A 14,054-nucleotide genomic window follows, 5' to 3' on the forward strand; every position below is an offset into this window, starting at 1 on the left:
CGCGCCCAGAAGCCCTCGTAATCCTGCTCGGCCTCGGCGGCAAGCGCCTGGTAGGCCGGCATGCCGGAAATGGTCGCGCGCTCGCGCGTGTCGGCCGGCGGTTCGAAGATTCGGCGCTCCTGAAGAATCGATACGAGGGCGGTCAAGATGGTCTCCATGCAAATCGTTGGGTATGGTCTGACTCTCGAAACGCAACTTGCATGCCAATCGTGCGGGTGTTCGGCCTGAACGGCGTGCATGCGCGTCGTCGAGCGGCTTTCGTCGATCGATCTGCACTGCAAATCAATGAACGACAGAACGATCGGCGATCTCGTCGGCCTGCATGTTGCGTCGAAATGCAGCAGCGGGTGTTGCAGACGTCAACACGACGCACTGCGCGTGCACCGTGGGATTGACGTCACGCTATGCGATGAACGACCGCAGCACGCCGAGCGCGTCGGACGCGCGAAGGCGCGTGAGTGCCGACGCCTCGATCTGCCGCACGCGTTCCGCGGACAGGTTCATCTGGCGGCCGATGTCGCGTAGCGAGCAGCCTTCGTCCGCGTGCAGCCCGTAGCGCAGCCGGAGAACCATCGCCTCGCGCGGCGGCAACCGGTCGATCGCGGCAGCGATCGTGTTGCGCAACTGGGTGGCGCCGGCGGCGTCCTCGGGCGACGGCGACGACAGGTCCGGCGCGACGTCGGCGAACGTCATGTCGCCTTCCGGCGAAACCGGCAGGTCCGCGGACACGGGTTCCTTCACGATCGCAAGCAGATCGCGCACCTTGTCGACCGGCTCGCCCATGTGGACGGCAAGTTCGGCCGGCGTCGCGGCCGTGCCCGCGCGTTGCCGATGCTCGCGCGCGAGCCGCGTGAGCTTGTTCAGCGCGTCGACCGTATGCGTCGGCACGCGGATCGTGCGGCCGAGGTCGGCGAGCGCATGCGTGATCGCCTGCCGGATCCACCAGGTCGCGTACGTCGAGAACCGGAAGCCGCGCCGGTAGTCGTAGCGCTCGATGGCCTTCAACAGGCCGATGTTGCCTTCCTGGATCAGGTCCGCGAACGGCAGCCCGCGATCGGGATAGCGCTTCGCGATCGACACGACGAGCCGCAGGTTCGCGTCGAACAAGCCCGTTTTCGCCGGCTGCATCGCGCGTTCGATCGCACTGAGCCTGGCATCGAGCGACGCGGTCGCGCCGGGCGGCAGTTCCGACGCCGGGGCATCGCGCACGATCGCGACGCGTGCGTCGATGAATTCGGCTGCACGTCGCGTCAGCGTCGGCCCGCAGGCCGGATGCGCCGCAATGCACGACGCGAGCCAGCCGGCGTGATCGTCGTGGCCCGTCTGCGCGAACGACGGCGGAACGCCCACGTCGGCCAACAACCGCGCCAGCCGGCCCCGCAGCGCGCGGTGCCGGCGTGCGCGGCTGCGCAACGGTTCGCTCATCCGTTCGAGTGCGCGGGCGGACAGGCACAGCGTGCCGAGCAGCGCCGCGGCGTCGCGTACGTGCATGCGATACGCTCCAGACGCGGTGCCGCCCGAGGCCAGCGCGGCCCGAATGCCGTCCGCGAATGCGTCGATGCGGGCGAGCCGTGTCAGTACCGCGTCGCGCCAGGCCGAATCCTCCGATGGCGCCTCGTCGTCGCGACCGGGCTCACCGATGGAGGCGGGCGAACCGCCCGCATCGGCGTTATTGGATGGTCGAGCGTCGCGCGGGTCGTCGGCGAGAAAGATCACATAGGTCGATGCGGCGGCTCGGCGTTCGGCGATCTCGGTACGAATCGACACGAGCGCGTCGAGTGCATCGGGGTCGCCGCACAGCACCGCGACCGACGCCGCGCGGCCGCGCTCGATGCGCTGCGCGTATGCGAATTCCTCATCGCGCGTGAGGAGTGGCGTCGTGCCCATCTCGCGCAGGTACAGCCGGACCGGATCGGTCGTGCGCGGCGCGAGCAGGTCGGCCGCGGCGAGCGTGCCGTCGCCGTCGGCCCATGCGCGCGCGGGCGGGGCCGGCCGGAAGTAGCGGTCGAGCGTCCAGCCGCTCGTGGTATCGGCGCGCTCGGACACCGCGATGCCGAGTTCGGCGAGCACGGCGGCGGCCGCATCGAGACTGCTTTCGCTTGCATCGTCGTCGGGCAGCGCGTCGATGATGTCGGCGCGCGTGACGAAGCCGCGCGACAGGCCGGCCGCGATCAGTGCGTGGAGATGCGCGACGGCGTGCGCCGTCGCGCCGTCGTCGCTGCCGGCCGCGGGCGCCGGTGCGTGCCGCGCCGGCAGCCCGTCGCGCGAAGCATCACGCCCGCTTCGCATACACGTTGCACCAGCCGTCCGCCGCGACCAGCTTGCCGGCGAACATCGGGCACGTGCCGGCGGTATCTGCCGCTTCGCCCTTGTAGAAGCGGCAATTTGCACAACGCTGGCCGGCCTGGTATTTCGGGAACTGCGCGGCGTCGACGCTGGACGCATGCGCGCGATAGCCGAGCGTCTTCGCGGCGGGGTCGTTCTCGTCGACCAGCGGCGGCGCCGCGCATGCCGTGCGTGCGGCGGCGAGCGTCGCGCACAGGCCGATGGCGTTGATGATGAAGGTTCTGCGGGAGGTCGGGTACGTCACGGTCGTTTCCTGTTGAAGATGAAATCGTGGTGAAGGGAGCGGCTTGCATTGCGTGGCGAAGCCGCTTGCCCGGTATTACTGGCTCGCGTCCTTGTGCGCGGCGGGACCGGCGACGAGCGGCGCGGTCGACGCATGTGCGGTATCGGCCGTCAGCTTGTCCTTGCTGGCGGCATAGCCGTTCGACGCGAGCAGGAAGGCCATCAGGTCCGCGTATTCGTCGTCCTTCAGCTTGCCCGGCTGGTCCGCCGGCATGTTGGTCGCCATGTAGCCGAACACGCCGCCGATCGTCAGGTGCGAATGCGACAACGGCGCGAACGACGGGCCGCTCAACGCGGGCGCGGTGTTGCCTTCGAGATCGGCGCCGTGGCACTTGGCGCACGCATTGCCGTAGATTTCCTTGCCGTGGGAGACCTGGGCCGCGTCAAAGGACGGCGCGGCGTCACCGGTGCTCGCGCCGACGCGGATGAAGCCGCCGCCGGCGCTCACGTTGCGCGCGCGCAGCAGGTTGCCGGGCGTGCGGCCTGCGCTCGCCGTCGCGCCGTCGAGGAAACGCGACGGCATGCGCGACTCGTGCGCTTCGAGCGCGCTGCCGGGCAGCGCCCACTTGCGGGTCAGCGCGGCGAGCCGGCCGTTGTTCTTCATTTGCGTGAGTGCCGCGTCGATACGTTGCTGCAACTCGGCCGAGCGCGGCGCGAACGCAAACGTGAGCTGCCATTCCGCATACGGCGACGACGTCGCGCCGATGCGGAACGCCTGTTTCGGATGCGCGGCCTGATACGCGACGACTGCCGGATACCAGACGATTGCGCGATGCGCGCGGCCGCGCGCGACCGCGTCGACCGTTTGCTCGGACGTGTTCTCGAGATCGAAGCGCGCGTTCTTCTGCTGAACCGCGATCAATTGCGCGGGGCTCGCGTAGGTCGCCGCGACGATTTCGCGGCCGGTGGCCGGCGCGCCGGCATCGCGGCGCGTGACGCTCACGTAGCCCGAGCGCAGGTAGCCTTGCGAGAACAGCAGTTTCGTATCGGATGCGTCGGCGATGGCCGAGCGCGGAAAGCCTGCGAGCACGTCGCAGTCGTGTTCGAGGATGCCGGCGAGCTCATGCGCGGACACGCCGTCGTCGTCGTTGCCGCCCGCGTCGTGCCCGGAGAAGTTCGCGGCGATGCCGGCCGTGCGGAACGCCTCGCGGGCGACGGCCTTGTCGAGCGCGGCCGTCGGCGTGCCCGGCAGCGAGCAGACGCGCACCGCCGTCGCGGCCGTGGAGAGCGCCGGTGTCAGCGCCGTGCCTGCCGCGAGCGCACAGGCCACGGCGAGGCGGGAAAGTCGGATGTTCATGATCGTACGCTCGGTTGAATACGGGAAAGGGAGGGGCGCCCGCGCCGGCGGCGCGGGCGCAATACGGTTGGCCGGATGCCGATCAGCCGCGGTCGAGGGCGAACACGTACAGCGTGCCGCCGCGCGGCACGTCGTCCGCCGCCTTGGCCATCGGGCCGCCCCAGATCGGATTCGCGCCGCCGTAGCCGGCGAGTACCGCTACGTACTCCTTGCCGTCGACTTCAAAGACGGACGGCTGCGCGATGATCCCGCTCGCGAGCTTCGGGCTCTCCCACAGCACCTTGCCGGTGGAGACGTCGAACGCGTACAGGTGGCCGTCGAGCGAGCCGCTGAACGCGAGGCCGCTTGCGGTCGTCGCGACGCCGCCGTTCCACGGCAGCTTGCTCCAGTGGCTCCACACTTTCTTGCCGGTGTTCACGTCGATCGCCTGGAGTTCGCCGTACCCTTCGCTGCCCGGCTCGGGCTTGATCTCGAAGCCTTCGCCGAGATACGGCAGCCCTTCCATGTAGTTGACCGACTTGCCCGACAGGCTCATGCACGCATGCAGCGCCGGCACGATCGCGAGATGGCGCACGGGGTCGTACGACACCGACCACCAGTTCTTTCCGCCAAGGAAGCTCGGGCACGTGTCGATCGTCGTGCCGACCTTCGGATACTTCGCGGGATCCTGGATCGGCGCGCCGTCTTCCGTGTAGCCGGTGACCGACGTCGCCTTCACGAACGGCTCCGCATAGATCAGCTTGCCGGTGTCGCGATCGATCGCATGGAAGTAGCCGTTGCGGTCCGCGTGGATGATCGCGTCGCGCTCCTTGCCCTTGTACTTGATCGTCGCGAGCACGGGTGTGTTGACGCCGTCATAGTCCCAGGTGTCGTGCTTCGTGTACTGGTAGTGCCATTTGAGGTCGCCGTTCTTCGGATCCAGCGCGAGCAGCGAATCGGAGTACAGGTTGTCGCCCGGGCGCAAGTCCGCGAGCCACGGCCCCGGGTTGCCGACGCCCCAGTACAGCGTGCGCGTCGCCGCATCGTAGGTGCCGGTCAACCAGGCCGGTGCGCCGCCGTGCGCCTGCATGCCGTCGGGCCAGGTGTCACCGTGCTTCTCGCCCTGGCCGGGAATCGTGAAGCGCTTCCACAGCAGCGTGCCGTCGTTCGGGCTGAGCGCCGCGATGAAGCCGCGTGCACCGTATTCGCCGCCCGAGCTGCCGACGACGATCGCGCCGTCGAGCGCGAGCGGTGCGAGCGAGAACGCGTAGCCGAGCCCCGGCTCGAACATCTGCTTCTTCCACACGAGCGCGCCGGTCTGCGCGTCGAGCGCGGCCACCTCGCCGCTCAGCATCGCGACGTAGACGTTCTTGCCGTAGAGCGCGACACCGCGGTTCACGACGTCGCAGCAGGCCGTCTTGAACGATTCCGCGCCGAGTTTCGGCTCGTATTTCCACAATTGCGCGCCGGTGGCCGCGTCGAACGCGTACACGTTGTCCTTCGGCGTGGTCACGAACAGGTAGCGGCCGTTGACGATCGGCGTGGCTTCGAAACCCTGCTTCAGCTCGGCCGGAAACTTGTAGCTCCACGCCTGCGTGAGCTGCTTCACGTTCGACGCGTCGATCTGCTTGAGCGGCGAATGCGCCTGGCCGTTGTACGTGCGATAGTAGGTGAGCCAGCCCGGATCGCGTTGCGCATCCGTGAGCCGCTGATACGTGACGGCCGGATAATCCGCGGCAGCGTCCACCAGGCCGGGATTCAAGGCGATCGCGGCCGCCGCCGCGATTCCGATGGTTGCCAGTCGGCTCGTCGAAGCCGAGAGTTTTTTCATGGTTGTCTCCAGAGTCATTGTGGTCGCACCGCGGCCAACACATGGCCGGGCCGGCAGGGTGGGGATCCGGGTCCAGTGCGCAGCCAATCACGCAAATCGCATGCCATTGAGGCGCGCGCCCTGTCGCGCAAGGCGGAGCGGCCGGTTGTGCGCGCCGCGGCGACATGCGCGGCGTGGCGCGGATGATCCGCGTGTGTTGCGTTCGGGGACAGCCGCGGGTGGAGTGTTGCGAAACATGACAGTGTGGTGCGCGGCCAAAGGCGTCACCTCGTTGATCCAAATTGACACAGGCGCAACAGGGGTGGCTCGAACTGCAACAGGTGCGCGGTTGCATATCGATGCGTGTCGGCTTCGATCGGCTGCCGGCAGGGCGTTGCACGCATCGGCATGCTTCTTGCCGTTCGACACGGCAATGATTCCGCGCAGCGAGAGACCGCCATGCATGTCCCGATTTCGTCCGATGCCGCTCGCAGGTGCGAACGCCGCCGCGTGGTCGCACGCGCACATGGCATCGCGCCTGCCACCCCGTATGTGGCGACGACGATCGGCATGCTGCAGCCCGCACGCGCCCGCGAACCGCTGCGAGCCGTCGCGCTGACGGTATTTGCCGCCCATGCGGCCATCATGGCCGCGCTGTGGCACGCATGGGTGCCCGATGGACGGACGACGCTGCCTCGCGCACTCGCCGTCGAGGTGGACGCGAGCGAATCCGCGCGGGTTGCAGAATCTGGCGTGCATCGTCGGGTGGATGTCGCGACACAGGTTCCCCCCGCGCGTATGCCGTCGCATTCGAGCCGAGAAACAGCGGTACATCGAGCGGCTCGGCTGAGTGTGGCCGCAACGCGTCAGGCCGATCCTGCCGGTCCTTCGCGCAAGCTCGCTGCCGCAACCGCCGCAGTGCCGCCGGACGGTGAACGTCGGCGAACCATGCCGGAGCAGGAACCGGCTCAGCCTGCCGCCGCACATGCCGCTGCGGATGCCGCGACGGTGCCCGCGCGTGCGACGCCGGTCGCGCAGTCCTCGGCCGCACCCGAACCCGTCACCGCACCGCGCTTCGCGGCCGCCTACCTGCGCAACCCCGCGCCCGATTACCCGGACGTCGCGCAGCGGCGCGGCTGGGAAGGCACCACGATTCTGAACGTGCATGTGCTCGCGAACGGTCGGCCCGATCAGGTGCGACTGTCGGCGAGCAGCGGACACGACGCGCTCGACGATGCCGCCGTCGCGGCGGTCACGGACTGGCGCTTCGTGCCGGCGAAACGCGGCACGGAATCGATCGACGGCTGGGTCAGTGTGCCGGTCGTGTTCAAACTCGGAAACTAAGGAATCCGTCATGTCAGATTACATCCACTACGCGGTCATCGGCGCGTTTGCACTCCTCGCGGTGCTGTCGGCGATCACCTGGACGCTGATCGTCGTCAAGGCGATGCTGTATGTACGCGTCGCGCTCGGAAACCGCCGCTTTGCCGCGCGCTGCGGCGATCGCGCGACGCTATGGATGCCGACGGACGACGATGTGTGTGCCAGCCTGAACGCTCGCCTGCAGGGTGCCGTGTTCGTCGCATTGCGCGATCTCGACGCGCCCGGGCCGGACGCGCCTGCCGTGCTGGTTGCGTGGGATCGCCGCGACCTGCTCGAGCGCACGCTCGCGCGCGAGATCCGGCGCGCGCAGCGGTCGCTCGAGCGCGGGCTGACCGTGCTCGCGTCGATCGCGAACGTCGCGCCGTTCGTCGGGCTGTTCGGCACCGTATTCGGCATCGTCAACACGTTGCAGTCGATGACGGCCTCGGCTGCGAACGGCATCGATGCGATCGCGGGGCCGATCGGCCAGGCGCTGGTCGCGACCGGGATCGGCATCGGCGTCGCGATTCCGGCCGTGCTGGCTTACAACCTGTTCCTGCGGCGGCTCAAGACCGTGACGGCCGGGCTCGACGAGTTCGGGCAGGACCTGATCGCGCTGGCCGAGCAGCGGCGGTTCAGGATCGGCGCACCGGTGCATGCCGCGCTCGCGGCCGCGAGCAACGCGGGCCCCGTGCGTCGGGCGGCCGTATGAGGACGGATGACCGCGAAGCCGAGGCGGGCGAACCGCTCGGCGAGATCAACGTGACACCGCTCGTCGACGTTGTCCTCGTGTTGTTGGTGATCTTCATGGTCGCCGCGCCGCTGATGACGCATGCGATCCGCATCGACCTGCCGAAAGCAGCCGCCCCAGCGCACGACACGCATGCATCGACCGTCACCGTGACCGTCGACGCGCACGGCGCCGTCCGTATCGACGGCGCGCCGGCCACGCCAGCCGAGGTCGAGGCCGATCTGGCACGCCGCGTCGCGCGCAACCCGGGGACGAGCGTCAGCTTGTACGCGGACCGAAACGAGTCGTTCGGCACAGTGGCCGGCGTCATCGCGTCGATCGGACGCGCGCGTGTCTCGCATGTCGCGATCGCGACGGCGGGTGGCGATGCCGGTACGGCGCGATGAAGCGATCGACGTCAGCTGGGACGATCGGCGATATAACGGTATGGACAACGATATAACAAAGCTAAGACAAGAAAAGAGGAGACGTGGAGATGAAGGAAACGGATGGGGCGAAGCGCCGCTTCGTCGCCCGGCGCGCGGGCGTCACGCTGTGCTTCGGCGGCATGCTCGGCGGCTGGCTGACGCCGGCGTCGGCGCAGGTCGAACGGGCCGGTAACGTCGATGCGCCGACGCTCGCACCGATCGTCGTCGTCGGCACGACACCGCTGCTCGGGATCGGCACGCCGCTGTCGCGCGTGCCGGCCAACGTGCAGACCATTCGCGGCGAGGACATCATGCGGCAGCACGGCAGCGTACTGACCGACTACTTCGAGAAGAACGTGTCGAGCGTCGACATCAACGAGGCGCAGGGCAACCCGTACCAGACGGACGTGAACTACCGCGGCTTCACGGCGTCGCCGATCGTCGGCACGCCGCAGGGGCTGTCGGTATTCGTCGACGGGGTGCGCGTGAACGAGCCGTTCGGCGACGTCGTGAACTGGGATCTCCTCCCGCAGGCGGCGATCGACACGATGCAGTTGATTCCCGGTTCGAATCCGACCTACGGGCTCAACACGCTCGGCGGCGCCCTCGCGATCACGACGAAGAACGGCCGGACGAGCCCGGGCGGCGCCGCACAGGTGTCGGTGGGCTCGTGGGGACGCAAGACCGCGCAGATCGAGCAGGGCGGGCGCATCGGCGGCAACCTCGACTACTACGTGACGGGCAACGTCGCGAACGACAACGGCTGGGCCGATCACAATGCGAGCCGAGTGCGGCAGGGATTCGGCAAGCTGCGCTACACCGACGCCGATACGACGCTGTCGATCTCGGCCGGCGGCGCGGACAATGCGCTGCAAGGCTCGCAGACGATTCCGCGCTCGTTTCTCGACAATCGCGCACAGGCCTATACGTATCCCGACCTGAATCGCAACAGCGCCGCGTACGTCACCGTGTCGGGCGACCATTCGTTCAACGACCACGTGCAGCTCAGCGGCAACATCTATTACCGGCATTACCGCAACACCAACACCAGCAGCAACGTGAACGACGACTTCGGCAGCGTCGACGGCAGCGGCGCTGTCGACACGGTGCAGGCGGCCAACGATCGCTCGGTGATCACGACCGACAGCTACGGCGCGAACCTGCAACTGACGCTGCTCGGCAAGCTCGCGGGCATGGACAACCAGTTCATCGTGGGCGCATCCGCCGATCTCGCGAACTCGGGCTTCGAGCAGTCGTCGCAGGATGCAATGTTCACGGATACGCGTGCGACGGTCGGCATCGGCGACTTCACGCGGAAGACGCGCGCGAAGACGCGCAACGCCAACTACGGCGTCTACTTCGACGACACGCTGGCGCTGACACGTCAATGGTCGCTGACGCTGGCCGGGCGCTACAACTGGTCGCGGGCGGCGATCGAGGACGCGAGCGGCCTGCAGCCGTTGCTCACCGCGCGTCATACGTTTTCGCGGTTCAACCCGGCCGTCGGCGTCACGTGGAATCCGGTGCCCGGCTTCACCGCATATGTGACGTACAACGAAGGAATGCGCTCGCCGACCGCGATTGAGCTCGCATGCGCCGATCCGGCCGCGCCGTGCTCGTTGCCGAACGACTTTCTCGCAGATCCGGCGCTGAAGCCCGTGATCGCGAAGACGGTCGAGTTCGGCGCGCGCGGCCGGGTCGACCCGGCGACGATGTGGACCGCGGCCGTTTACAGCACGACGCTCGACGACGACATCCAGTTCATCAGCAGCAACGGCGGCGCGAGCACGCTCGGCTATTTCCAGAACGTCGGCAAGACGCGCCGGCAAGGCTTCGAGCTTGCGGGCCATACGCGGCTGGGGCCGGTCGGGATCGGCGTCAGCTACAGCTATGTCGACGCCACCTACCGCTCGACGTGGACCGAAAGCAGCGCGAGCAATTCGAGCGCCAATGCGCAAGGCAACATCGTCGTTCGCTCCGGCGACCGCATTCCCGGGATTCCGTCGAGCACCGTGAAGCTGCGGCTCGACTATGCGGCGACGCCGAAGTGGAACGTCGGCACCAACATCACGTATCGCAGCGGCGTGTTCGCGCGAGGCGACGAGAACAACCAGGACGTGAACGGCAAGGTGCCCGGCTATGTCCTGATCGACCTCGATACGATCTGGCAGGTGACGACGCACCTGCAGCTGTTCGCGTCGATCACCAACCTGCTCGACAAGCGCTACGCGAGCTTCGGGATAATCGGCCGGAACGTCTTCGCTGGTCCGAATCATTCGTTCGACGGGATCAACCCCGTCAACGAGCAGTTCGTCGGGCCGGGCGCGCCGCGCGGCGCGTGGGTCGGCGCCCGCTATGCGTGGGACTGAACGGGCGGCTCGACGTGTTGCGGTGCGTCTGCTGCCGTGACGTCGAGCACCTTGCGTACCGCGCGAGCGACGCCACGCGCGAGCGCGTCGTCGCTCGCGAGATGCCCGGCCGGCACGCGTTCGACGACGGCCGCCGGCACCGCGCGGGAGAGCCGATCGACGTTGTCGACCGGGCACACGCGGTCGCGCGTGCCGTGCACGGCATGCAACCGCACGCCGGCTTGAGCGGCCTGCCGCGCCAGCGCCAGCAACCGGCGCTCGCCGAGCCAGCAGTTGCGTTGCAGGTAGTGCGCCTGGATCCGGTATTTGTCGATCAGTCCGGCGACGGCGGGTCGCGTCGGCCGCGTGGCGCGCGCCGGTCGCCCGGTCAGGATCGCATCCTCATACGCGTTCCATGCGAGCGCGACCGCGCGTTGCCGCGCCGCGCCGGTGCCTGACTGGAGACGCCGCGCGCAGCATGCGATCAGGCGATCGGCGTGCGCGGTGCCGGCGGCGGCCATCAGGCGCTGCCAGGCCCGCGGCGCCCGTGCGCGCGAGCCGACGAACAGGCCGCGCACTTCGCGCGACGACGTCAGAAACAACCCGCGCAGCACGACGCTCGTCACGCGCGATGGATGTCGCCCCGCGTAGGCGAGCGCGAGCGCCGCGCCCCACGACCCGCCGACGACGCACCAGCGTGCGATGCCGAGGCGTGCACGCAGCGCGTCGAGATCGCCGATCAGACGCATCGTGTTGTTGTGACGCAGGCCGCCGCGCGGCGTCGACGCGCCTGCGCCGCGCTGGTCGACGAGCACGACGCGCATGCGCGTCAGGTCGAACAGGCCGAGTACCGCCGGTCGGCTCCCGCTGCCGGGCCCGCCGTGCAGCACGACGACCGGATCGCCGTGCGGGTTGCCGGCTTCGGTCCATGCGATCCGGCATGCGTCGCGGGACAGGGCAGGTCGTGGCGTGGAAGCGGGGCGGAGCGGTCGCTGCGTCATGTCGTGTCGGAAAGAGGGTAACGGGTCAACGCCGTGACGGGCGGATCCGGTGGAACCCGAGAACAGACCGGGGCTTGACCCACGTCAAAGCCAGAATCGCGCCAGCGACCACGATCGGGATCGACCGGGTAGCGGCGGCGGGTGGAATCGCGATATTACGTCCCCGGCGCGTCGCACCGGCTGCAGCGCATGCGATTGAGGTTGCTTTCATTTTCATTTCGGTTTGCGCCGGGCGACGATGCGCGGCGCCCGACGCAAGCGCTGCCGACAGCGTGGCCCGAAGTTTGCTTGATCCAGCACAAAGTCCGGCACCGACCGGAAGGATCCCCGGAGGAGACAATGCGCGATGACGTTCATCCGACGGCCAACGCACGGGCAACGCATGCGCCCGGCTGGCCGACGCCGACGATCCAGAAGTCCCATGAGCGGTCCGAGACGTTCGGCCTGCAGGCGTCGGCACGTCCCGACTACGACCTGCTGTCAGGCACCGCGCTGGCGCTCAAGCGCGAGCAGAACCGCGTGCTGTGCGTGCATGCGATGCCCGTGATGGAGACGCTGCACGAGCAGATCGTCAATACGCAGAGCATGATCGTGCTGACCGATGCGGAAGGGCTGATCCTGCATTCGATCGGCGACGACGACTTCTTGCGGCGCGCGGAACGGGTCGCGCTGCGCCCCGGCGCGAACTGGGCGGAGAGCCGGCAGGGCACCAACGCGATCGGCACCGCGCTCGCGGAGCTGTGCCCGATGGTCGTGCACGGCGACCAGCACTTCCTGGCCGCGAATCATTTCCTGACCTGCTCGAGCGTGCCGATCCTCGACCCGTACGGCGACGCGATCGGCGTGCTCGACGTGACGGGTGATCATCGCAGCTATCACCAGCACACGATGGCGCTCGCGAAGATGTCGGTGCAGATGATCGAGAACCACCTGTTCACGACGACGTTCCAGGAGACGCTGCAGGTGTCGTTTCACGGCCGCCCCGAATTCCTGGGAACACTGATGGAGGGGATCGTCGCGTTCACCGCGGACGGCCGCTTCCTGTCGGCCAATCGCAGCGCGCAGTTCCAGCTCGGGATGCCGCTCGCCGCATTGCGCGCGCATACGCTCGCGTCGCTGTTCGACGTGACGAGCGCGCAGCTGATCGACCGGATGCGCGCGAGCACCGAGCCGCACGTGTCGCTGAACCTCGGCAACGGCGCTGTGGTCTGCGCGCGCGTGCAGTTCCGGCGCGCGTTGCGGGCCGAGGGCAGCCGGCCCGCCGAAGTGCACGACGTCGCCGCGCCGGCCGCGCGGCCGCCTGCCGCGCAGTGCGCGGCGAGCCTGTCGCGGCTCAGCTATCTCGACACCGGCGATCCGCAGGTGGCGGCGGTGATCGCGAAGGTCCGCAAGGTGATCGGCAAGGACATTCCGGTGCTGATCACCGGAGAGACGGGGACCGGCAAGGAGCTGCTCGCGCAGGCGATCCACAACGACTCGCCGCGCCGCGACGGGCCCTTCGTCGCGGTCAACTGCGCGTCGATACCGGAGACGCTGATCGAATCCGAGCTGTTCGGCTACGAGGAGGGCGCGTTTACCGGCGCGCGCCGCAAGGGCGCGACCGGCAAGCTGCTGCAGGCCAACGGCGGCACGCTGTTTCTCGACGAAATCGGCGACATGCCCTATCCGCTGCAGGTGCGGCTGCTGCGCGTGCTGCAGGAGCGCATCGTCAACCCGCTCGGGTCGACGAAGGCGATCGGCGTAGACATCGCGATCATCTGCGCGACGCACCGCGACCTGCGCGACATGATCGCGCAGAACCGCTTTCGCGAGGACCTGTACTACCGGCTCAACGGGCTCGTGGTGCGCCTGCCGCCGCTGCGCGACCGCACGGACCTCGCGGTGGTCGTGCAGAAGATGCTGCAGCGGGAAACGCTGTCGGGGCCGGGGCGCCGCCCCTTGAGCGTTGCGCCCGACGTGATGGCGCTGTTCGAGCGCTGCGCGTGGCCGGGTAACTTCCGGCAGCTTGCGAACCTGCTGCGCACGGCGGCCGCGATGGTCGACGACGACTGCGAGATCCGCTGCGAACATTTGCCGGACGATTTCTTCGACGACGTGCGGCACGACAGCGGCCCGGCGGCACAGGAGGCCTGTACTTCTCCGCCGCTCGCATCGGAAGCACCCGCGTTCGCGACCGCGGCCGGCGATGCGCGGCTGCAGGACGTGGCCGCCTCAGCGATCGCGGCCGCGCTCGCGCGTCACGGCGGCAACGTATCCGCCGCCGCACGCGCGCTCGGCGTGTCGCGCAACACGATCTACCGCAAGATGCCGGCCGCCGGACCGGATGCGCTGGAGCCGGACGAACCCTGACGCAAGCCGCGACTGTCACACCGGTGTGTCAGGTTGCAACACCCGGTGTTCAAGGATTCAACACTTGCTCAACCGGCCGCGCGTGGCATGAACCGTCGCTCGACGGTTTCTGAAATATTCTC

General features: G+C 68.5%; 10 protein-coding genes. 5 read left to right on the forward strand and 5 right to left on the reverse strand.

The genetic code is table 11. The features are described 5' to 3' along the window. Positions 1-402: 402 nt before the first annotated feature. From DIE08_RS10230 to DIE08_RS10245, 4 genes are all read right to left on the reverse strand, one after another. Entirely contained in the window at positions 403-2,289 is a 1,887-nt protein-coding gene (locus DIE08_RS10230) for a sigma-70 family RNA polymerase sigma factor (RefSeq protein ID WP_124901808.1), read from the reverse strand. Then, positions 2,273-2,590, reverse strand: a complete 318-nt coding sequence (locus DIE08_RS10235) for a high-potential iron-sulfur protein (RefSeq protein ID WP_059510566.1) — start codon at positions 2,588-2,590, stop codon at positions 2,273-2,275. Before DIE08_RS10235 ends, DIE08_RS10230 begins: the two co-directional genes overlap by 17 nt. A 75-nt stretch (positions 2,591-2,665) precedes the next feature. Beyond that, on the reverse strand, positions 2,666-3,925 hold the full coding sequence (locus DIE08_RS10240) for a c-type cytochrome (RefSeq protein WP_124901809.1): 1,260 nt from the start codon (positions 3,923-3,925) through the stop codon (positions 2,666-2,668). Positions 3,926-4,007: 82 nt separating this feature from the next. Beyond that, positions 4,008-5,735 carry a methanol/ethanol family PQQ-dependent dehydrogenase gene (locus DIE08_RS10245; RefSeq protein ID WP_124901810.1) on the reverse strand — a complete coding sequence of 576 codons (1,728 nt, stop codon included), beginning with the start codon at positions 5,733-5,735 and terminating at the stop codon, positions 4,008-4,010. A 531-nt stretch (positions 5,736-6,266) separates the two neighbouring features. Here DIE08_RS10245 and DIE08_RS10250 point away from each other — a divergent pair. From DIE08_RS10250 to DIE08_RS10265, 4 genes are all read left to right on the forward strand, one after another. After that, a complete protein-coding gene (locus tag DIE08_RS10250; RefSeq protein WP_260436503.1) occupies positions 6,267-7,058 on the forward strand; it encodes an energy transducer TonB in 792 nt (263 codons plus the stop codon). A gap of 10 nt (positions 7,059-7,068) precedes the next feature. After that, positions 7,069-7,788, forward strand: coding sequence for a MotA/TolQ/ExbB proton channel family protein (locus DIE08_RS10255; RefSeq protein ID WP_185715844.1), 720 nt, complete (start codon positions 7,069-7,071; stop codon positions 7,786-7,788). Beyond that, positions 7,785-8,213, forward strand: coding sequence for a biopolymer transporter ExbD (locus DIE08_RS10260; protein WP_124901812.1), 429 nt, complete (start codon positions 7,785-7,787; stop codon positions 8,211-8,213). Before DIE08_RS10255 ends, DIE08_RS10260 begins: the two co-directional genes overlap by 4 nt. 89 nt (positions 8,214-8,302) lie before the next feature. Then, complete coding sequence (locus tag DIE08_RS10265) at positions 8,303-10,603, forward strand: TonB-dependent receptor (protein WP_124901813.1); 2,301 nt, start codon at positions 8,303-8,305, stop codon at positions 10,601-10,603. Here the strand turns inward: DIE08_RS10265 and DIE08_RS10270 are convergent. Continuing rightward, positions 10,588-11,583 (reverse strand): alpha/beta fold hydrolase, encoded by a 996-nt coding sequence (locus DIE08_RS10270; RefSeq protein ID WP_124901814.1) that lies wholly within the window; start codon positions 11,581-11,583, stop codon positions 10,588-10,590. The genes DIE08_RS10265 and DIE08_RS10270 overlap by 16 nt on opposite strands. A gap of 339 nt (positions 11,584-11,922) precedes the next feature. On the opposite strand from DIE08_RS10270, the gene DIE08_RS10275 reads away from it, so the two are divergent. Continuing rightward, entirely contained in the window at positions 11,923-13,932 is a 2,010-nt protein-coding gene (locus DIE08_RS10275; RefSeq protein WP_124629386.1) for a sigma-54-dependent Fis family transcriptional regulator, read from the forward strand. Positions 13,933-14,054: the final 122 nt, after the last annotated feature.

Source organism: Burkholderia sp. Bp9004, assembly GCF_003858025.1.
GTDB lineage: Bacteria > Pseudomonadota > Gammaproteobacteria > Burkholderiales > Burkholderiaceae > Burkholderia > Burkholderia diffusa.